General features: G+C 49.4%; 21 protein-coding genes. 18 read left to right on the top strand and 3 right to left on the bottom strand.

All coding sequences use genetic code 11. The features are described 5' to 3' along the window. Window positions 1-47 precede the first annotated feature (47 nt). Genes LQV63_RS05750 through LQV63_RS31980 form a run of 3 tightly spaced genes read left to right on the top strand, consistent with a single transcriptional unit; the run spans window position 48 to window position 838 of the window. Window positions 48-185: a hypothetical protein gene (locus LQV63_RS05750; RefSeq protein WP_233695992.1), complete on the top strand. Its 138-nt coding sequence runs from the start codon at window positions 48-50 to the stop codon at window positions 183-185. Between the two features lie 58 nt (window positions 186-243). Further along, window positions 244-540 (top strand): hypothetical protein, encoded by a 297-nt coding sequence (locus LQV63_RS05745; protein WP_233695991.1) that lies wholly within the window; start codon window positions 244-246, stop codon window positions 538-540. Next, on the top strand, window positions 518-838 hold the full coding sequence (locus tag LQV63_RS31980) for a helix-turn-helix transcriptional regulator (protein ID WP_407672893.1): 321 nt from the start codon (window positions 518-520) through the stop codon (window positions 836-838). Before LQV63_RS05745 ends, LQV63_RS31980 begins: the two co-directional genes overlap by 23 nt. Before the next feature lie 10 nt (window positions 839-848). Here the strand turns inward: LQV63_RS31980 and LQV63_RS05740 are convergent, their stop codons facing one another. Further along, on the bottom strand, window positions 849-1,076 hold the full coding sequence (locus LQV63_RS05740) for a hypothetical protein (protein WP_233695990.1): 228 nt from the start codon (window positions 1,074-1,076) through the stop codon (window positions 849-851). Between the two features lie 33 nt (window positions 1,077-1,109). On the opposite strand from LQV63_RS05740, the gene LQV63_RS05735 reads away from it, so the two are divergent. The 13 genes from LQV63_RS05735 to LQV63_RS05675 all read left to right on the top strand — a co-directional run bounded on the left by LQV63_RS05735 (window position 1,110) and on the right by LQV63_RS05675 (window position 16,462). Next, window positions 1,110-2,615: a potassium/proton antiporter gene (locus tag LQV63_RS05735; protein ID WP_233695989.1), complete on the top strand. Its 1,506-nt coding sequence runs from the start codon at window positions 1,110-1,112 to the stop codon at window positions 2,613-2,615. A gap of 350 nt (window positions 2,616-2,965) precedes the next feature. After that, window positions 2,966-3,256: a hypothetical protein gene (locus LQV63_RS05730; RefSeq protein WP_019422994.1), complete on the top strand. Its 291-nt coding sequence runs from the start codon at window positions 2,966-2,968 to the stop codon at window positions 3,254-3,256. Between the two features lie 133 nt (window positions 3,257-3,389). Beyond that, entirely contained in the window at window positions 3,390-5,501 is a 2,112-nt protein-coding gene (locus LQV63_RS05725; RefSeq protein WP_233695988.1) for a methyl-accepting chemotaxis protein, read from the top strand. A gap of 266 nt (window positions 5,502-5,767) precedes the next feature. After that, the gene (locus LQV63_RS05720) at window positions 5,768-6,928 is read left to right on the top strand and encodes a ParA family protein (protein ID WP_233695987.1); all 1,161 of its coding nucleotides are present in this window, start codon (window positions 5,768-5,770) and stop codon (window positions 6,926-6,928) included. Further along, window positions 6,925-8,208 carry a CpaF family protein gene (locus LQV63_RS05715; protein ID WP_233695986.1) on the top strand — a complete coding sequence of 428 codons (1,284 nt, stop codon included), beginning with the start codon at window positions 6,925-6,927 and terminating at the stop codon, window positions 8,206-8,208. The genes LQV63_RS05720 and LQV63_RS05715 overlap by 4 nt, the downstream gene beginning before the upstream one ends. A gap of 4 nt (window positions 8,209-8,212) precedes the next feature. Next, entirely contained in the window at window positions 8,213-8,986 is a 774-nt protein-coding gene (locus tag LQV63_RS05710; protein ID WP_233695985.1) for a type II secretion system F family protein, read from the top strand. 88 nt (window positions 8,987-9,074) lie between these two features. Continuing rightward, entirely contained in the window at window positions 9,075-9,953 is an 879-nt protein-coding gene (locus tag LQV63_RS05705) for a type II secretion system F family protein (protein WP_233695984.1), read from the top strand. Between the two features lie 56 nt (window positions 9,954-10,009). Further along, entirely contained in the window at window positions 10,010-10,195 is a 186-nt protein-coding gene (locus tag LQV63_RS05700; RefSeq protein WP_019423001.1) for a Flp1 family type IVb pilin, read from the top strand. Window positions 10,196-10,213: 18 nt separating this feature from the next. Next, window positions 10,214-10,915 (top strand): pilus assembly protein, encoded by a 702-nt coding sequence (locus LQV63_RS05695; protein WP_233695983.1) that lies wholly within the window; start codon window positions 10,214-10,216, stop codon window positions 10,913-10,915. A gap of 36 nt (window positions 10,916-10,951) precedes the next feature. Beyond that, window positions 10,952-13,216: an acyl-CoA cholesterol acyltransferase gene (locus LQV63_RS05690; RefSeq protein ID WP_233695982.1), complete on the top strand. Its 2,265-nt coding sequence runs from the start codon at window positions 10,952-10,954 to the stop codon at window positions 13,214-13,216. Window positions 13,217-13,229: 13 nt separating this feature from the next. Continuing rightward, window positions 13,230-14,192: an AAA family ATPase gene (locus LQV63_RS05685; protein ID WP_233695981.1), complete on the top strand. Its 963-nt coding sequence runs from the start codon at window positions 13,230-13,232 to the stop codon at window positions 14,190-14,192. A gap of 99 nt (window positions 14,193-14,291) precedes the next feature. Beyond that, window positions 14,292-14,798 (top strand): A24 family peptidase, encoded by a 507-nt coding sequence (locus tag LQV63_RS05680; protein ID WP_233695980.1) that lies wholly within the window; start codon window positions 14,292-14,294, stop codon window positions 14,796-14,798. A gap of 41 nt (window positions 14,799-14,839) precedes the next feature. Next, window positions 14,840-16,462, top strand: a complete 1,623-nt coding sequence (locus LQV63_RS05675) for a DUF6382 domain-containing protein (protein ID WP_233695979.1) — start codon at window positions 14,840-14,842, stop codon at window positions 16,460-16,462. Window positions 16,463-16,566: 104 nt separating this feature from the next. Here LQV63_RS05675 and LQV63_RS05670 read toward each other — a convergent pair whose 3' ends face one another. Continuing rightward, complete coding sequence (locus tag LQV63_RS05670; protein ID WP_233695978.1) at window positions 16,567-17,487, bottom strand: TIGR01777 family oxidoreductase; 921 nt, start codon at window positions 17,485-17,487, stop codon at window positions 16,567-16,569. A 146-nt stretch (window positions 17,488-17,633) separates the two neighbouring features. After that, the gene (locus LQV63_RS05665) at window positions 17,634-18,104 is read right to left on the bottom strand and encodes a DUF2621 domain-containing protein (RefSeq protein ID WP_019423008.1); all 471 of its coding nucleotides are present in this window, start codon (window positions 18,102-18,104) and stop codon (window positions 17,634-17,636) included. A 123-nt stretch (window positions 18,105-18,227) separates the two neighbouring features. Between LQV63_RS05665 and LQV63_RS05660 the strand changes: the two genes are divergently transcribed. Continuing rightward, entirely contained in the window at window positions 18,228-19,349 is a 1,122-nt protein-coding gene (locus LQV63_RS05660) for a deoxyribonuclease IV (protein WP_019423009.1), read from the top strand. Between the two features lie 46 nt (window positions 19,350-19,395). Continuing rightward, window positions 19,396-20,301, top strand: coding sequence for a formyltetrahydrofolate deformylase (purU, locus tag LQV63_RS05655; protein ID WP_019423010.1), 906 nt, complete (start codon window positions 19,396-19,398; stop codon window positions 20,299-20,301). Window positions 20,302-21,265: the final 964 nt, after the last annotated feature.

The following is a 21,265-nucleotide window of genomic DNA, read 5'->3' as shown; positions in this document are numbered from 1 at the left end:
TCTGGCATGCCCATATTCCGCATATCGATCATGAATAGGAGGAATGAATGATGTCTGTCGTACAAAGTGGTCGGGTTATGAAAAATATGTGGGTGAATCGGGATATGGCTGAACTTGTGGCCGCCGTATGCGGTGCATCGGGTCGAGTGGATGCCGCAGGGAAAGACCGAGATCATCGGCTGTGAATTCCTTCCTATATATATTAATGATCGCTTTAATCAACCGATGCTGCAGGAGGATTGCTTGGATTATCGATATTTGCAGCCGCTCTTGGCTGAAGAAGGCAAGCAGCTTATGCATGTGAGGCTTATTGGCGAAGATGATCTCCAAGTGCGTCACATCCTCGATGAAATGCTGAAGGAATTTCGGATGAAGACGCCGCATTATGGTCTCATCATGAAGGCCAATCTGCTGAAGCTGCTCGTCATTATTAGCCGCATTCGCAAGGCGGAGCGAGAGGAGGGAGACGCTGCTCCCACGATACCTAAGGAAGCGGATCGTCTCAACCGTTGCCGCGATGCGGTGCTGGCTTTCGATTGACTTCGTGCAGAAGCATTATCGCGAAGAGATTCGTCTTGATCAAATATGCCGTCACGCCTCTTTGTCCAAAACCTATTTTTGTGATGTATTTAAAGCCTATACCGGGAAGACCTTTAACGAGTATTTAAATGATTTGCGGCTCCAGCATGCCACAGAGCAGCTCCTCAAGCCTGACGTTACCATCGCTGAGGCCTGCCGGGCGGTGGGATTCCGTGATCTGACCCACTTTTCGCGCATGTTTAAAAAGTGTATAGGCGTTTCGCCTTCTCATTTTCGGAAAATAAGCCGACGATTGTGAACATTTGACCTTAACCCTTCTGTTTCCCGTCATGAAGCGAAAGAGCCGTAAACACTTCAACGTTTTCGGCTTTTTTTGATTTGTCTAAATTGGTTACGATATAATGAATAGGCATATGCGCCTGGTATAAGTTTACTTGGCTTCCATAACCCAATGCCCCCTGCCTCATTCCTTTATTGAATTGCAAAGCATCATGAAGGATCAACGCCGCATTGTTGCGCGTTATCTCAACACTCATCTAAGAATTATCACATGAAAGGGTGATGCCGTCTTGTGGACGACTGACGGATTGTTATTTCTCTTCGGGGGCTTATTGTTAGCCGGGGTGATCAGTGCCAAATTCTCGAACCGATTCAATGTGCCGTCCCTTGTTTTTTTCATTATAGTCGGTATGGCCTTGAATCCGTTTATTTTTTACGATAATGCCAAGTTGACGCAGCTATTCGGGATTTTGGCTCTGATCATTATTTTATTTGATGGCGGGATGCAGACGAATTGGAGGCACATTCGCCCGGTTATTGGATCCTCCGTCGTCTTGGCAACATTAGGGGTTGTCATTACGGCCGTTGTGTTTGGCGTAGGCGCCGTCTATATTTTGAATATTGATTGGCGGGAAGGGCTGCTGATCGGCGCCATCGTCGGCTCTACCGACGCCGCGGCCGTCTTCGCCGTGCTGGGGACTCAGAATGTAAAGCAGAAGCTGACGTCTACCTTGGAGGCAGAATCGGGAACGAACGATCCAATGGCGGTATTTCTCACGATCTCATTCATTGAACTTATTCAAGTACCGGACATGTCACTGTGGAACATGCTGCTCTCCTTCCTATGGCAAATGGGCTTAGGCCTAGGTCTTGGCTTGTTGGCGGGGTGGATCGCCATCCAAATCTTGAACCGCATCTCACTTGATACATCCGGGCTCTATCCGGTATTGTCCATCGGCTTCGCCATCTTTACATACAGCGGCGTCGGTTTGCTGCATGGCAGTGGATTTCTAGCCGTTTACGTGATGGCATTAGTGCTCGGGAACGCCGATTTGCAATACCGGTTCACCATCGTCCGTTTCAATGAAGGCTTTGCCTGGATGATGCAGATTATGATGTTTATTCTTCTTGGATTGCTTGTGTTCCCACATCAGTTGGTGGAAGTAGCCTGGCAGGGGATCGTGCTTTCTATCATCTTGATGTTTGTCGCGAGGCCGATCGGCGTGTTCATCAGCTTGATTATTAGCAAATTCTCACTGAAGGAGAAGACGCTGATTGCTTGGGCGGGGTTGAAAGGAGCGGTGCCTATCGTCATGGCCACCTATCCGATGATTGCCGGGCTAGAGCATGGACAATTGTTCTTCAACGTTGTATTCTTTGTCGTCCTGACGTCCGCCCTCATTCAAGGAGCAACGATTTCACCTCTGGCCAAACGGTTGGGATTATCGGGGGATGCTCCGGGCGAAGCGGTGCATGCGCTTGAACTGGTGTCTGTCGGAAAGACGAATATGGATATGGTGAAGAAGACGATTGAGCCAGGTGCAAGCGTTGAGAATCGCCCTCTGCATGAATTGAAGCTGCCGGACGACACCTTGATCACCGCAGTTATTCGCGGAGAAGAGATGATTGCGCCGAAAGGGACGACGAAGCTGCAAGCCGGCGATGTGGCTTACGTGCTCGTATCGAAGAAACAGCGGGACGAAATTCGCAAGCTGTTTACGGAGAAGGAAGAAGTGCGTTGCGAGGCGTCTGATAACGAGCTTGAGGCAGAAGTGAACAATAATGAAGTGAAATAAATGATTCGAATGTTTGCATCATGCTGTGATCGATTTCCTTTAATTCAGCTATTTAATCAGGCACTATGAAATAGATAGGGTGTATGCGTTTTTAACCGCAACGCCAGACGGAAGATACGCTGATTGTATTTGTATCCCCCCCACCATCGCATGAGGCGTAGTTCCTATTTTGTCGACAAACGCACCTGTATAATAGCAGGTGTGTTTGTTCGTTATGAACATTTTTTCAGCATAGATGCAAAAAAATGAGGAAAATGTTGCATAAGCTATTGTGAAATAGGTCCATTTGACCGATATTATAATAGTGTATTGCAAAAGTAGCACAGCAAAGAAAGGTGAAGTTCATAACGATGAATTACGAGAAATTAAATGAAGCGTTCAAGCATTTGGGGTACCACCCGAACCGGTATATTCACGTTGTGGATGTAACCAGTCAGACCGTCGACTTTGATTACAGTGACAAAGAGCGGGTGGATCAGCTGGTTATTGGCGCGGAGGAGCCGATGACCGTCGAGGAGCTGCGTCATGCCGCCAGAGATAAGCTAGTCGGGGAACATCCCGATTTTCAATTTTACCGCGAGGTGAATGTAACGAAGCTTGATGTTGTGCACGCATTCGATCTGGGAGAAGAGTGCTCATAGCCGCGCTCACGATCTGGGAGCAGGTTATACATATGTAATGCCTGGCACCTTATCCTCTCATGAGAGGCTTCATGGGATAGGGTGCTTTAACTTACACAGCAAAGAATGATTCAGAGATAAGGAGATGAATCGGTTGAAGGGGAATCAGGGGAAACAACGCAAGAAGCAATGGAGTTGGAAAACGCTTACGTCTAAGATTGTCCAAAATCCGGCTCGTTCGGTCGGCGCGAAGCTGTTCCTTTTGTTTGTCGTCAGTATTATCGTGTTCGTATTTGGCGTAGGTATGTTTTCCTATATGGTGTCGAAAGATGCGATTGAGAAGCGCGTAACGAATTCAAGCTACCAGACGATGGTGCAGGCTACGCAGAAGATTGATATGCAGCTTACCCAATTTAACAATATGACGATGCAAATTATGTTCGATCCGAACCTTACCTCATCGCTGAAGACGATGCGCGGATTGAAGGTCGGAACCTACGACATGATTCAGATGACGGATGTGGTTCAGAAAACGCTTCAGACCTATAGCGTAGGCAATTCGCTTATCGAGAACGTGTACCTCATTCCGATTAACTCAGATCGTACACCGTTATCAGCTATGGGCGTACGACAAGGCATCCAGGATATTAAGAAGAACGCTTGGTTCGAAGAGGCCAAGAACAGCAACGGGCAATCAATCTGGGTAGGCACGATGCCGAAGGGTGTCGATAATTCGCCTGAGTCTACGTTCGGTATTGCAAGACCGATGCGTGATTTGAATTCCGGCGAAGCGGAATATATCATTTTCTTGGAAATTAAGTTGAGAGCGATTAGCGATTCCTTGGAAGATATCGATATCGGTGATGGTTCAACGATTCAACTCTTGAATCAGCAAGGGAAATATATGTTTGCCCAAGACGCGAAGGCATTGACGACTGCCGCGCCGGATTGGCTGCAGCCTAAGGCAGAAGAAGGCAAAAAGTCGTTAAGCGGGGGAACGACGGTCCGTTCAGATGACAGTGGTGACATGCTGCTCGTGTACGATCAGATGAAATCGAACAAGTGGGTTCTCGTAGGAGCAGTGCCTGTTGAGGAATTGGTAAAGGACGCGAAAAGTATCCTGACCTTGACCTTCATATCGATGGCTGCTGCAGCGTTGCTTGCTGCTGTTATCGGCTGGCTCGTCATTAAATGGGTGGCAGCACCGCTGGTGAAGCTGCGCAACTTGATGAATGAGGGGGCGGAGGGGAATCTCTCCGTGCGGGCAACGTCGAAGAGCAAAGATGAAATCGGTCAATTGGCGCAAGGCTTTAATATTATGATGGAGCAGATTACGATGCTCGTGCAGAGTACGGATGCGAGCGCGCGCGCCGTGCTGGAAACGGCAACGTCTTTGTCCGAAGCATCACGAACGACAGCCATTTCCGCGAAGGAAATCGCCGTTGCGACGGAGGAGATTGCGAAGGGAGCCACTTCCTTGGCCGTAGAAGCCGAGCGAGGACATGATCTGACGCATAATATGGCTTCGCAAATGAAGATGGTTGTTGGAGCGAACGAGCAAATGGATGCTTCTGCGCAAGCGGTGGCGGATTCAAGTGAATTGGGTGCGTCGAATATGACCTCTTTGATGGAGCGGACTACGTCGACCGGAGAAATGATGCGCTCTTTGGCTAATAAGGTCAACACGCTGAGTGAAAGCACGCAATCGATTCGTAAAATATTGGAAGTGCTTCATAACATGACGAAGCAGACGAATATTTTGTCTCTGAACGCTACGATCGAAGCCGCACGTGCAGGAACGGCAGGCAAAGGATTTATGGTCGTGGCCGATGAAATCCGCAGTCTCGCGGAACAATCACGTCAGTCCATCGATGTCGTCGGCCAAATTACCGAGCGTATCCAGCTGGAAATTACCGAGACAGTCCAAGCATTGTCTGAAGCGATTCCGATGTTCCAGAAGCAGGCGGAAGCTGTAAATGAGACGGATGTCATCTTTGGAACCGTTCAGAATCAGATGGGTGGCATGATTCAAGAGCTCAGCCACGTTACCGGTTCGATTGAACGGTTGAATGAAGCGCAATCCACGCTTGTTGAAGCGATGAGCAATGTGAGCGCGGTTGCGGAAGAAGCATCTGCTACTTCTGAAGAGGTGGCATCGTTAAGCACGGAGCAGCTGAATATTTCCAACCGGTTGGTCGAACTGTCCCAACAGTTGGAAGACGTGTCCGTAAGCTTGAAAGACAAGCTGTCGCAATTTAAATACTAGGCAACAATTAGCCGGATTCAATCCGTAACGAGAAATGCCCGTATTCCTGATGTGAGGAGTACGGGCATTTTGTTTTAGCGCAGTCAAAACAACGGGATATTGCACATACCATTAAAATATGGTACTGTAGGAATAACTTCACATTGAACGATTGTACGGAAGCACCGTCATCGAGCTAATGGCATGTTCTGCATGTCAGCTTGGTGGCGGTGCTTTTTTTGTGCTTGGAATTCGATGCGGTGAAGTGGAAAGGAGAGAAGAAAAGTATGAGCAGGTGGGATATCGTCATCGCTCATCAACATAAGCGCATATTGGACGGGGTTACGGATTATTGGAAGCATTCCAATTATGGTGAGTCACTTCATCTGCGTGTGTTTACCCAGCGTGATACGCTGCGTCATTATTTACGGTTGAAGCCCGGGATTCATATGCTTGTATCGGAGCCAGAGCTCCTTCAGGAATTAACGCAGGAAGATGTGAGCGGGATACTCGTTATGGCGTTATCAACAGATGACGGAGCATTAGAATTTACGTTTCCTTTTATTGTCGAGAATCCGTATCAGCCGCTTTCCCGATTATTTCACATCATTACAGAGCGTTGTCAATTAGAGCTATCGCAAGCCGCCGATCAATCATTAGCACACCCATGCCGCATTGTCGGGATTACCTCTGCAGGGGGAGGAGCAGGGAAGACGACCGTCGCGTTTCATCTTGCCAAGCATGCAGTTGGCTTAGGGCAGCGAACTTTCCTTCTGAATATCGATCCGATTCAAGAATACTCGCTTCTGCGGCAGCCACGGGGAGAAGCAGACGAAGCTTCTGCTTCCTTGTCTCAGCTTTTTTACTATTTAAAACGTGAGCAAGAGAGCGACAAGCGGCTTCCTGTGCCATTGGAGCAGTATACCGTTTCATTGCCAGCACTTGGGGCAAGCACGTTCGACCCGCTGCACATGATGGAGGAATGGGGTGTAATTGACCTCAAGCTGATGCAGCGGCTGCTTCACTGTATTCAAGCCAGCGGCCGTTACGATCTGATTATAGTCGAAGGTGGACACGAGCATCGGCCGTTTGAAGCCGTGTGGAGCATGAATGGTGAGGTCATTTGGCTGCTGCACGACGAGATGGGGCATATGCTCAAATCCCAGCTTATTTTTCAGGAATGGATGGATGCGGAAGATGAGACAGTTCGCCGGCGACCTAAGCAAATGAGATTGATTGTAAACCGCTACATGGGGACATTGATGAACCGCTGGACGTATCGTGAGGCGGTCGTTAGTGGATTTCTTCCATATATTCCTACCTGGAAACAGATTCACAGACCGGAACAATGGTTCCAATCGACGGTATTCGAGTCAACACTGGCGAATTGGGCGCACACTCACTTGAATCTGACAGGGCTCGATTCGTTAAGGAGAACGGCGCAATGACGAATGGAAGCGATACTGTATTGAGCGCGGCTCGTCAACCCGATGAGTTGGAAGCCGTCTATCTTCTTGTGCGTCAGCGGGTAAGGGACAGTCTGGAATGGGGAGAACCGCTTATCGATGAGGCACTGACGGAACGCATCGAGCAGACGTTGTTCGCTTGTGAAGAAGCGCGACATTTCACTTCCGACACGCTCTATCAGCTAGTCAGCAGAGTGTTCTATGCCTTCCGTGGACTGGATGCGCTGCAGCCGCTAGTGGACGATCCCGAGATTACGGAAATTATGATTAACAGCCATCACGAGCTGTTCATTGAACGGAGCGGCTGTATGGAGAAGTTGACGCTTGGCTTTGAAAGCCGCGATAAGCTGGAAGATATCATACAAGCTATCGTATCTCAAGTGAACCGGGTGGTGAATGAGTCTTCGCCCATCGTGGATGCGAGGTTGCCCGACGGGTCTAGAGTGCATGTCGTTCTGCCGCCCATTGCTCTGAAGGGGCCAACAGTAACGATTCGTAAATTTCCGGCTCAGCCGCTCACTATGGAAGACCTCGTGGACATCGGAGCGATTAATGGAGAAGCGGCATTGCTGCTGCAGACACTAGTTCAAGCAAAATACAACATTTTCATTAGCGGGGGAACGGGCTCGGGGAAGACGACATTTTTGAACGCACTCTCGCAATATATTCCTGACGATGAACGAGTAATCACGATAGAAGATGCTGCGGAATTACAGATTCGTACGGTTCCCAATCTGGTCTCGCTTGAGACAAGGAATGCCAATTCTGAGGGAAAAGGAGCGATTACGATCCGCGAATTGATTCGCGCTTCGCTGCGGATGAGACCGAACCGTATCGTAGTCGGGGAAGTGCGCGGCGCAGAGGCGCTTGACATGCTGCAAGCAATGAATACCGGTCACGATGGCTCCTTGTCGACCGGGCATAGCAACGGGACGAAGGATATGCTGAGTCGCCTAGAGACGATGGTCTTGAGTGGGGCACACCTTCCTATCGTTGTCGTGAGGCAGCAGATTGCATCGGCGCTTGATATAATCGTCCATCTCGCTAGAATGCGAGACGGCACGCGCAAAGTAATGGAAATAGCTGAAGTGCTTGGATTTGAAGAGGGAGACGTGGTGTTGGCGTCATTATATCGGTTTGAAGAACAGGGGGAACAAGACGGGGAAATAGCAGGCACTCTCGTTGCGTCGGAACATGCTATTCGACATAGGCACAAGCTGCAGATGGCAGGACTGGCTATACATCAGGATGGAAAGGAGTAAGTACATGGAGCAAACTTCTCACCGGTCTGAGATGAGTCTGCCACAATACACCGTTTATGTAATGAGCCGCAAAGAACGCCTCTTTGCGCTATGCGCAGGAGTATCGGTTATGGCGGGAATCGGCTGTTTGTTCTACCAGCATTGGTTGGCAATGATGGTGCTAGCCGTTGTCGGCACGTGCTACCCCCGTATCCGGCGGGTTACGCTGCTGGAGCGCAAGCGATCGCAGTTGACTCAACAGTTTAAGCAAGCGCTGTATTCTATATCTTCTTCGTTATCCGCAGGGCGTTCCATGGAAAATGCTTTTCGCGAGGCCAGGCATGATCTGAAGCTGCTGTACCCGGGCACGGAAGTGGATGTCATACGGGAGCTGCACATTATTTCAATGAGAATGGAGAATGGTGAACCGATCGAGCAGGCGATTATGGATTTTAGCCGTCGTGCGGAACAGGATGACATTTCTAATTTCGCCGACGTGTTCGTCACTTGCAAGCGAACGGGCGGGGATTTGATTGAGGTCGTCCGCCGGACATCGTCTGTCATCGGTGAGAAAATGGATATTATGCAAGAGATAGAGGTGCTGATTGCGCAGAAGAAGCTGGAGATGAAGGCGATGATTGCGGCGCCATTCTTGTTCCTGGCGTTCCTGAATCTGACTTCGCCTGACTTCATGGCGGCTTTGTATGAAGGAGTAGGCAGAGTGATTGCCACGGCCGCGCTAGCCTTGCTGATGCTGGGAGCATGGTTAATCCAAAAAATGATGAATATTCGTGTGTAAATAAGCAGGAAGCTGGTTGTTACTATTGAAGTGCGTGTTCAAAAAGGGGCTTTTTGAACAACTTTTAGAAAGCGAGGTGAAATAAAGCATGCTGCCGCGATGGATATGGGGGCTTGCTTGTATAGGGGGAGTGATTCTTTACTTGCTGATGAACCAGATAAGCAGAGTCCGTTACGACAAGCTGATTGCAAGCATGGGAATCGAATCGAAGACGGCCCGTTGGCTGTCAGCGCCGCTCCTGTGGCTGGAGAAGGCGCAGCCTGCCTTGGACACGCACCCTGCATTGGCTTCTCTGCGTCAAGCCGTGATGCAAATCTATGGGCCCGCCCATTCACATACGATGTATCGGGCTGTGATGGCGGAAATGGCGCTATATGTTTATGCGGCCCTGCTTGCCGCCCTGCTGATGCCTGCTGTTACCGATGGAAGCTTCACGAACATGATGGGAGGGTTGTTGCTCGGCATCATCTTGCCGTTAGCTCGTGCACGGGACGTCATCAACAAAGCGGAGAGCAAACGGCAAGAACTGCAATTGGAGCTGCCTGAGCTGCTAAGCAAGTTAACACTGCTGGTACAGGCCGGAGAGACGGCTCAGAAGGCAATGGCTCTCTGCATTGAACGCAAACGGGACCAATCCGAACATCCCTTGTATGCTGAACTGAACCGCATGATGAAGGATATGCAGAACGGCTATTCTTTCCCTCAAGCAATGGAGCAGTTCGCTAAGCGCTGCGCGATACAGGAGGTGTCGATGTTCGTCACCACGCTTCTTATTAATCAGCGCCGTGGCGGCACGACATTCGTTCTTGCGATGGAGGATTTGGGAAGACAGCTATGGGAGAAGCGCAAGTCGGTTGCCCGCAAACGGGGCGAGGAAGCTTCAACGAAGCTTGTATTTCCGATGATGCTTATGTTCCTCGTTGTATTGGCCGTAGTTGGGGCGCCTGCTTTATTAATGATGAAATAACAGATTCAATCCATTGCAAGAAGGCAAACAAACTGAAGAGAAAAGAGGTTATTGCGATGCAACGGCAATTCATAGGGAAGCGGTTGTGGCAGGAAGAGGATGGACTTGGAATGGTGGAAATCGTCGTTATTATTGCGGTTATCGTCGTATTGGCGCTCGTATTCCGTAAAAATATTACTGCATTTTTGGAAAAACTCATCGGCAAGGCGGAGAAGGAGACGGACAAAATTTTTAAGCCATAACGATGAGCAGGCGGAGTAATGTCAATAAAGGAGGGGAGCACTATAAAGAAGCTGCGGCAATGGATAAAGAAGATGTCGGCGGATAATGGAACGATGACTTTGGAAGCGTCCATCATCTTTCCGGTTGTATTTTACTGTACGCTTGCGATGCTATTTTTTGCTGTATTGATCTTTCAGAGTGTGCTCACTTCTCATGCGGCAACGCTGGCCTCGGAACGAGGAGCCGCTTTCTGGGATAACAGTTATAAAGATGGCAAGGACGGCTCCTTTCAAGCTGGTCAGCATGACGGGCTTTACTGGCGTCTATTCGATGACAAGCTGATAGACCGGCTATTCGCAGGCTTCTCTGACGCGACATTGTATGCAGTGACATTACCTTCACAGCATAATTCCGAACGGTTGCCCGAACGTAAATTGGAGCGCGCGGCCATGCTTCTGCCGAACATTTTTCAAGGCGAAATGAAATACGATAATTCGATGATAGAGCGTACCGTGACGACGACGTTAACCAGACCCCTGTATCAAGCAGCCTTTCAACGTTTGACAGGCAGCCGCGTATCTCCCGAAGGACAGGCCGTCGCTGCTGTGGTTGAGCCAGTCGAATTCATTCGTTCCGTCGAATTGTCCCGCTATATGTATACCAAGTTGCAAATATGGAATAAACAAGGGATTTCAGCGGGACAAGCCGCTGAAGTCGTTAAGCAAGCAGCAGTTCAGTAAGACGGTGCTTGAAATAATGACAAGAGGAGGAGAGCTATGAAGCGGGGCGGTAAATGCGGAGGCAACTTGAAGCGGTATTTAGGATGGGCAGATGCTCAGGGGTCCGTATCCGTGCTTCTTATCTTCATTGTGGCTGCAATATTTTTGTTTACGTCCGTGCTCATTGATTACGCCCGCATCGCCGCAGCCGAATGGAGAACCGAAGTGTTAGCGCAGTCGGGCATCCGTTCGGTTATGTCAGCCTACGAGCCAGTACTGCAAGAACGGTATCAGCTGTTTGCATACGGACAATCCGATCCTGCACTCATTATGGAGTATGTGATGCAGGATCAGAATGAGCTCAAATCAACGGGTGTGTTTCCCTGGGTGTCTTTACAGCTGGACAGCCATACGACGACAATTACCCGGCCCCTCGGCCGCTACGATGAATTTGAGCGGCAAATTCTGGATGATATGAAATACAAAGCTCCTGTTCAATTTGCCTTTGAGCTTTCTGGTAAGTTGAAGCCGATGTCAGGCGCACTGAAAAAAGCGGCTCAGACGACGGATCTGCTCGCCAAGCTGCAGAAGCTGGCAGACCGCCGGAACAAGGAGCTGGATAAGGTCGTTCGCTTGCAGAAGAAAACGCGGAATCATGCAGCTTCTTCCGCTATAGAGCGCACGATTGCCTCCGATGAGGCATCCATCATGCGGGATAATCCATTAGGGTCCACCCGTTCCGCTGCCGACATTGGTGCTCAATACGACGATTACGCAACGAAAGTGCGCTCGGACGCCTCTCTGGAGGAGGGGGAAGAGAAGCAATACGAGCGAGAGACGGAAGATTACGAGGACGATTCCCGTAAAATCGTCTATATATTGCGACGAATCGTATCCCGGCAGCACTCCGGTCATACGAATATGCTCCAACAGGCAGTCACTCATTTAAATAAAGCAAGTACATATAACGAAGATATGAAGAAGGTTATTGAGAAGGTTCGTTCCAGTCGCGCATACGACGGATATGACCGTGTAAGCCAAGCAGCAGACTCAGATACGGGCAGTATGCCGGATGATGCGCAGATTGTCGCAGCGATACAACAAATCAATGAAGCTGCCGATCAGTTGGTGCTGCCCGACTCGTTCGCGCAGGAATGGAATGAGGAGATTCAGCAGCAGCAGATGAAGATGGCCCAATTAAATGGCGCTGCGGATTCGTTTCAATCCACGGCCAGTCAGATTAATAATCAGTCCGTTTCCTCACACTCGTTGAAACTATCCGTGTTCCGTCTGTGGCAACTGTGGAGAGAGTATGAACAGGAATATATCCATCCCTCCAACAATCGCATCGATATGCGCGAGCAGGAATTGAGTCGGCATAGAGCGGCTGAAAACGAGCGCAAGCAAATGGAAAAAGAAGCAAATCAAAAGTTAAGCAAAGCGAATGATTTGCTGTTCATGCTTGCCAATCTGGACAGTCGCCTGCAGGCCCATCAACAGACATTTCAAGAGGTGAGAAGCAAGGCGGAAGCAGTGGCGCAGTTCAATGAGACACCTGCTTCTGAAGAAAGAATGGGGAATGTGAGCGGGGACGACGCGATTGATAAGAGCAAGCAGTCGATGAATTCGGTAACATCCCTGTATGACCAACTAGCCGAGGGACTGGAGATGGTGCGGGAGCGGCTGTATCGCAACGAGTATGCCTTTTTATATTTTACTTCCTACGATCCGACTAAGCTGCAGTCATTGATGAATTCCGGCCAGCCCGGGGAAGAGTTGCTGGGTTCGTTAAGCATTGACAATCAAGAGGTGGAGTATATTTTGTACGGATTTAACAGCCCGATCGGCAATATCGCGGCGGCTTATGGTGAAATCTTCACCATGCGGCTCGCTATACGGACGATGGAAGGCTTTGTTGAATTCAGTAAACTAGGCAATCCTCTGCTCATTCTAGCGGCAGCAGTAGTATATGGCATAGAGCAGGCGTTCCAGGACATGCTTCTGCTCATTACCCGCAATGAAATTCCGATATCACGCTTCATTCCGTCCGTGACGCTGACCTATAGTGATCATTTGCGATTGTTCATGCTGGCTCACGGAAGCCGCGAAGGGATGCTCATGCGCATGCTCGCCCTTATTCATCAAAATACCGGCGTAGATCCGTCCACTCGCGGTACTTACGGGCAGGTGGAGCTGACATTAAACATGCCGATGTGGTTCCTGCCGGGCCTCATGAGGTGGCTGGGACATACCGGCATATGGGACGGGGACATAGCGGATGGCCGCTTGTATTCGAAAAAAACCTCCGTCTTCTCTTACTAATGAGGGGGGAGAGATGCTGCGATATTTCTTTAAAATCATTCGAGACAGACGTGCCAGCATTACGTTAGAGGCGGCATTATTGCTGCCTATGGTGCTTCTGCTATTTTTATTCTTCATCTTTATGATTCAAGCCGCCGTAATCTCGACATCTCTCCAATCGGCTGCCATCAACGCAGTCAAGCAGGTGGCCGCTCATATGTATCCGATCAGTCTAGCGGCGAATCAACTGCCCGACTCGACCGAGCACGGAACTGCGGGGAAATGGTTGTCCAAGCCTCCGGCGATGACTATGAAAATGGCGGTGCGCGAATTCGGCTCGCGATTTGGTGATGCAATGCCTGAGCCGATTAAGGACTGGGTGCAGGATGGAACGGAATGGGCAGAGCGCCAAGCAGAGGCTGCTGGGGAACGGGGGCAGGGACGCATTGGCGAAGCGGTATTTAAACCTTTAATGACCCGATACGGCATTCAAGGAGTGCTTCAAGAGGAGCGCATTCGCATTACGCATCTTAAGCTGCCAGACATCATTAAAAAAGAGGAACCGTATGTCGCGATAGAAGTCGCATATGATCTGCCGATGCGAGTCCCGTTTTTGATGAAGAGAGTTACCATCGTTTCTAGAGCGTCCGAGCGCGTATGGGTTGGCGATGGTCCGCCACCGGGAGCGGATGGGACGGGAGACGAAGGAAAGGACAAGTCTGTTCCCGTATTGGTCAGTTTAACGCCGGAACCGTTGCTCCCGGGCAGGAAAGCGAAGCTGACCGCTAGAGTAGAGCCTAATGAACGTGTTGAGCTGATCGTATTCTACAAAAGCGGGCAAAGCCAAGCGAAGCATGTTGGATGGGCCGTTGCCGATACGGATGGAAATATATTTTGGGAATGGCACGTCTCGGGCAATACGACATCTGGAGCATGGCGTCTTGTCGTGAAGACGGAAGATGGCCGCAGTGCAGAGCGGATGTTTACTGTGAAGTAACGATAATGCGTCTTTGCTAACGAGAACGGCATTCTACAATAAGAGGTTGTGCAAAAAGCCCCCTTTTGATCACGATGCAATAAAGAAAGGTGGAACCGCATGATGTGGACGGTATGGTTCTGCAGCGTGATGCTGCTGGCCGCTTTTATCACCGATATTTTCACGCGCAAAATTCCTAACAAATTGACCATGACAGCCTGTGCTGCGGCAGTTATCGGACATGGCATCATGAATGGATGGAGCGGAATCGCCTTTAGTGTGGCAGGAGCGGCGGGCGGGTTCGGACTTATGCTGCTGCTGTTCTTGGTGCGGGCTGTTGGTGCTGGGGACGTCAAGCTATTTGCCGCGATAGGCTCATTCATGGGGATGTACTTTACGTGGGAAACGATTATCTATTCGATATTGTATGGAGGGGTCATTGCCGCGCTCATTCTTCTGGCAGGTCGAAACGGCAGAATGAAGCGGCTCTGCATTGCATTCATGCAAGTGATATGGCTTCGGACGTGGATGCCCTTGAAGCTTCAGGCCGCCCGCCAAGCGACATTTCCGTTCATGTGGGCTGTATTGCCTGCCGCGATTACGGTATATTACAGCCGGCTGTTATAAATTGCTATGATCTGGCGGACACGAAAGGAGTGGGGAACACATTGTATGGATATCAAGCGGATTTCGTTCATGAAGGCAAGATGGGGATGCTGCTGAGCCGTGAACATCCCATTCATTCTGATGAGCTGGATCCTCATCAGTTCAATATGCTGCGTCATAACGTCGTGCCTCATTTTTTGCCGCTTGAAATTCAAGAAATTGATTTTGAGGTAACCTTTTTATACGACATTAGCGGTAAAAAGATGCTTCACCAAGTGCTGCGCACGGCTAATATGACATCCATCCAATATTTTGAATGGATGCTGCAGCTGGTGCGGGTGTTGGAAGAGTGCCGGACATACTTGCTGTATCCCAATCACATATTGCTTCATGAGCAGTTTATTTATGTGGACAGTCATGCGTGGAACGGCAGTTTGTATGTACCTTATATTCCTACGCTCGAGCCGTTGCATCCGCAGGCTGGAATGGATGGATTACGCCGCTTGGGCATATTGTTGTCATCACATGTTAGCAATTGGAACGGGGACGGATTTCAGCGTCTTATTCAGATTTTGTCCCTGGAGGACAAGTCATTAGTAGATGTGCGCCGCTTGCTGCAGTCTCTTATCATAGGTTCTCCTGAGGAGAAGGATAATCCGTCTACATGGAAGGATAATGCCAATACAACTAATGATGTGCAGCAGGTCTCTTCTCCGTTTTACTTGCCTGATAAAGCTTCGAATTCCGTTGCCGATGATGCACGAAAGGAAAGTCCGGTAGAGCTGGCATGGCCTGCCACGGCAGAACGGATTAGAAAGGGCTCAACAGATGAGGCCGTGCAAGAAGATACCGCTTCTTCCGTCAAAAAGCATACTATCATCGTCACGGGGGCGGTTATCGTCGCAGCCGCATTGGGGTGGAGGTATAGTTATATGTCTTCGCCGTCGGCTGCCTCTTTGGCTGTATCCCTCATATGGAGCGTTGTTGTGGTTGGAATCGGCGGCGCATGGTTGTCCGGCTGGATTGCGAAGTGGAGCAACCGTTGGTCGAAGCGCAGAGGAGCCGCTGCTCCGGCTGAGGAACAAGCACCTGCTTCCACCTTTGACGTTATCTCCAATAAGGATATGGCGTTGCCTGACTTTTTGTCCATGGAGCTGCGGGGGAGCGCTTATTCAGCGGAAGCAACGAGGCAAGGAGATACATTACAGCCTGAATCGGTTCATCCAAGTGAGTATCATGCACAAGCAACGCATAGCGGAGCTGCTTATTACGACAGTTTATCGCAGTATACGTCGATGTTAAGTGAATCCCAAGGAGATGCTACCGTCATGTTGGGGCAGGATGCTGAACCGGCTCAGACGACAGCAGGCATTCAGGGTCCTCATTTGCAGAAAATGAATGAAGCGGGCAGCGTGCTGCCGGATCGAATTATACTGGCGTTGTTCCCCTTTACGATCGGCCGCGCGGAACAAGGCGTGCATCTTCGCGATGAAGGCATAGGTGTATCGAAGCATCATTGCGAAGTCGTACACACAGAAGAAGGAGGCTGTGCGATTCGCGATCTCGGATCGAAGAACGGCACAGAGCTTCAGGGAGAACTGCTCATACCTTACAAGCTGTATCCGCTTAAGGATGGGGACACAGTGGCAATCGCCCGTTCCGTGTACATATACCGGGCAGGATAGGGCTTGGGCATGAGGAGTGACATGCAGTAAAAAAAGAGCTGACCCCGGAATGCGGACCAGCATGTTCATATTACTAGTGGTGATCGCTTATTTGGGAAAGTGGTCTACGTTGCAGTGTGTCCTGCAGCGCGAAGTGCGCTCAACGCTTTCTCAAGCGTTCCGTGTTGGAAGGTGAAGCCGTGTTCCAACGCTTTGGCAGGATAGACGCGTTGGCCTTCCAGCAAGAGCATGGACATTTCACCGAATAAGAGCTTGAGCGCGAAGGAAGGAACCGGGAACCAATGGGGCCGATGATACACTTTGCCAAGTGTGCGGCCGAAGTCGTCGTTCGTAACCGATTCTGGCGCAGAGGCATTAACAACGCCTTCCATACTGGTGTCATGAACGACAAAGTCTATCAATCGCACCATATCTTCAATATGTATCCAGGAGAACGGCTGCATGCCGCTCCCAATCCGTCCGCCGACTCCAAATTGGTAAGGAAGCTTCATTAACGGGAAGGCGCCGCCATCGTTGGCAAGAATCGGGGCGATGCGCAGCTTGACGCAGCGTGCGGCAGGGATGGAATCGGCGGATGCCTCCCATTGATAGACGACGTCGGTCAAAAAATCATCCCCGGCAGCGGGACTCATCTCATCGAAGGTTCCCGTCTCCGAAGGGCCGTATACCGAAATGCCGGATGCGCTTACCAAGAGAGGCAGCTTTTGCGGCAGTTTGCGGGCCCATTCCGCTATCCGGCGGGCTGGGACGACGCGTGAGGCAACAATACGGTTCTTCGCCATATCGGTCCAGCGCTGATTGATCGTTTCACCGGCCAGATTGACGACGACATCGACGTCGTGGCAGTGTTCCGGAGCATAGGCCAATTCAGACCAGCTAATTATGGATATTTGAGGGTGCTGGTCTTCTATAACTAGCTTGGTACGGGAGCGGGATACAATGATGACTTCATGCCCTTGCTGCAGCCAAGCCTTATACAGCGTTTTACCGACGAGGCCGGAACCGCCGCATATCATCATTTTCAATCGTTATCCCTCCTTAAAAATGCGTGTTCAAAAAGGGGCTTTTTGAACAACCTCTTAAAGTGGTTGAAAGTCGACATCCTCAAATGTGGGGAATGGTCATTTCAACCTCGGATGTGTTCTACAGCGATTGACTGGCGTGATGAAAATTATTTGTTGAGCAGGTGCTTGAATGGCGCGTAATCGATTTCATTTTTGTCCAAAAATCGGACCAAGCTGCGGTAGTCACGCTTCGGTGTCGCAATGATGTAGCCTTGAATGCAATGATCACGCGTTACCTCCGAAGCGCCGCTCTCCACGGCGACCTGTCCGATCTTGGCTGCAATCGAATGGCGTGCGATATCTCGGAAAGCTTTGGGAACAGGCTCGACCAGCTGCTCCAAGAAAGCTTTGGCATCGTCGGTCCATAGCTCCCGGCTTCGTTCCACCCAGTAATTTTGCCAGTCCAGCTTCGATTTGCCGTCATTCATCGGCAGTACCTTCATGAACTTGCGGAACATGAAGAAGCCTCCGATAGCCATAAGCCCAAGCAGCACAAAGGTCCAGAAAGCTATCGAGTTCATGAACCATTTATTCGGCACGTCGGTTGTCAGCGGAAAAAAAGCGAATGTGTTAAGCATAGGTTCACCTCACAAGCATGTGGTACATTTTACAAGTAGTCTATTAGGAATTATACCGCATTCCTAGATTTATTTCGATATACCTTGTAAAATAAGGGGTAATGATCTGAGAGGAGTTGCCTTATGCTAAAAATAGGTTCACATGTTTCTTTTTCCGATAAAGGGCTGTTGACTGCGACGAAGGAAGCCGTATCTTATGGGTCCAGCTCGTTCATGATATATACCGGCGCGCCACAGAACACTCGACGCAAGCCGATTGAGACGCTCTATATTGAAGAGGGTAAAGAATTAATGGCACAGCACGGTATTGAGGAAATTGTCGTGCATGCCCCGTATATTGTTAACCTTGGCTCCTACAAACCAGATACCTTTGAATTGGCTGTTAATTTTCTTCAGGAAGAAATTCGCCGAACAGACTGCATCGGCGTACAGAATATTGTGCTTCATCCTGGCGCCTATACAGACAAGGATGCCGAGTATGGCGTGAACCGGATTGCGGAAGGCTTAAATGAGGTGCTGCGCAATACGAAGGAAACGAATGTGAATATCGCCTTGGAAACGATGGCTGGCAAAGGCACGGAAATCGGCCGCAGCTTCGAGGAATTGGCGGCGATTATTGATAAGGTGGAAGACAATCAGCGCTTAACTGTTTGTATGGATACATGCCATATTCACGATGCTGGTTACGATATCGTCAATGATTTGGACGGCGTGCTGGAACAATTCGATCGGTTGGTCGGATTGGATCGCATTGCTATCGTTCATATCAACGATAGCAAGAACCCTACAGGCGCAGGCAAAGACCGTCACGCTCCAATTGGGGCAGGATGGATTGGATTTGACGGCATCAAGCGAGTCGTTCATCATGAGGGACTCAAGGGGCGTCCGTTTATTCTCGAAACGCCATGGATTGGGAAAGATGCGAAGAAGCAGCGTCCGATGTATGAGGCGGAAATCGCCCTCTTGCGCGGAGATGCGGCAGAACGGTTCGGCGGAGAATTTTTTGAAGACGTAGAGCGTTTGGGTCATTTCTTCAAAGAGCAGGATATCGAACACCGTGCATTCGTTTTGGATACATGGAGTCTGCTGAAAAATGACGCCAAGGCAAAGAAAGCGGATCCGCGCGAACCGATGGAACGCCTTTATGATATGGTGGTCGAGTCTGATCTGTTCCCCAACCTGGCGGAAGAAGAGATTAACCACCGATTTACCGCGTGGTTTGCTGGACAAGCAGTGAAAGAATAGCAGCCGAGCGCAGCTACTAAGGCATTTTACTGGAGGAGTCACATTCATGACGCATCAACATACAATGGTACATGCCCGGCAGCAGGCCGGAGAACATTCACATAACCGCGCGCGCATGCTCATTTCATGCCCGGATCGTGCGGGGATTGTAGCGACGGTGTCTCGTTTTCTCTATGAGCACGGAGCTAATATCGTTCAATCCGATCAGTATACGATGGATCCGGAGGGCGGCATGTTCTTCATGCGCATTGAGTTCGACATGGAGCAGCTAGAGGAGCGCATGACTCTGTTGGAGTCGGATTTCCAAGCGATTGCTGAAGATTTTAATATGCAGTGGCGTATTTCACGAGTCAGTCAGAAGCAGCGCCTCGCGATCTTTGTGTCAAAAGAAGATCATTGCTTAGTCGAGCTGTTGTGGCAATGGCAAGCAGGTGATTTGGATGCGGACATTGCGATGGTCGTAAGCAACCACCCGGATATGAAGGACTATGTGGAATCATTTGGTATTCCGTATGTTCATATTCCGGTGAATCCGGACAACAAGCCGGAAGCAGAGCGTTTGCAGCTTGAAGCGGTGGAAGGGAAAGCGGATGTTATCATTTTGGCCCGTTACATGCAGATCATTTCACCGAAGTTTATCGAGCGTTATCCGAACCGGATTATTAACATTCACCACTCGTTCTTGCCAGCCTTTGTCGGAGGCAAGCCTTATCAACAAGCCTTCAAGCGAGGTGTGAAGCTGATCGGCGCAACCGCCCACTATGTGACGGAAGAGCTGGATGGCGGTCCGATTATCGAACAGGATGTCGAGCGCGTGACACATCGTGCTGACGTGAATGACTTAAAGCGAATCGGCCGCACGATTGAACGTGTCGTTCTTGCCCGTGCCGTGCACTGGCATACTGAAGACCGGATTCTCGTATATCAGAATAAGACTGTTGTATTCAATTAATAAATAGTAGTGGCTGTACCGTAAGAGCGTATCTTTCTGCTCGAGGGTATGGCCCTTTTTTGTGCTGCAACGAAGCGCAATGACGATGTGTTTTAAAGATAAGATAACGTTAAATCAAATGAAATTAAGTATATATGGTAAGTTGTTTTTTTCTTTGTCCGTCTTCGGGTGGGCGGCCCGCTGGATGTCTTCTGGATAATCCTGCAGCCATATACAGGGGTTAAGGGGTTAAAATCGAAAATTGTCATCATTGTCTAGTACTATGCTGAAGGCAATCCTTGTATGCTTGGTTATAGCAATTCACTGAAACCAAAAACACAAGGTGAACTGCGGATTACAATATAAAATGGCGGTTGGCTAGCTCAAAACATGGCATATCATATCAAGGAAAAAAATTTAATTCCTCAATCGAGATTAAGAAATGCTGAGACATTAACGCGGCTGGATTTTGGAACCCGAACCTTAAAGGTCAGGATGATTACGATGCTTTAATAGCAAAAAAAGATTGGGTAAAAGTGATAGATTACAAAAAACCTATTAACTTTGTAACAACTGGCGATCCAGTTAGCCACATAGCTTTTAATGGACATGTTGGTCAGACTCTGAAGGTAGTCAATCGAGGATATCATGGAGTGCACAGTATTTTGAGTTTTTATGGTAAGAGATATTCACCATCTGGAATATTGAGGATTGAAATAATATAAATCCACGCATTATATACAATAACAAACGCTCACTAACGTTATCCACGTCGGTGGGCTCTTTTTTTCATTCGAAACATGTTAGGTCACGGAAATAGTAGTTGGCTTCTTCGGAGGTATCTTCACGCAAAGAGTCGTATACTTCTGGAACAATCCCCGGATCCATAAAGCAATTCATTGTTAAGGGTTTTGAGAATGTAGGGGGTAGAAGGGAATTTATGAAGAATTGAAACACGTTTCATATCATAAGACATCTACAATTG

It is taken from the genome of Paenibacillus profundus, assembly GCF_021369635.1.
Classification (GTDB): Bacteria; Bacillota; Bacilli; order Paenibacillales; family Paenibacillaceae; genus Paenibacillus_B; species Paenibacillus_B profundus.
The sequence above is the reverse complement of the archived record's forward strand: the minus strand, read 5'-3'. Positions and strand labels throughout refer to the sequence as shown.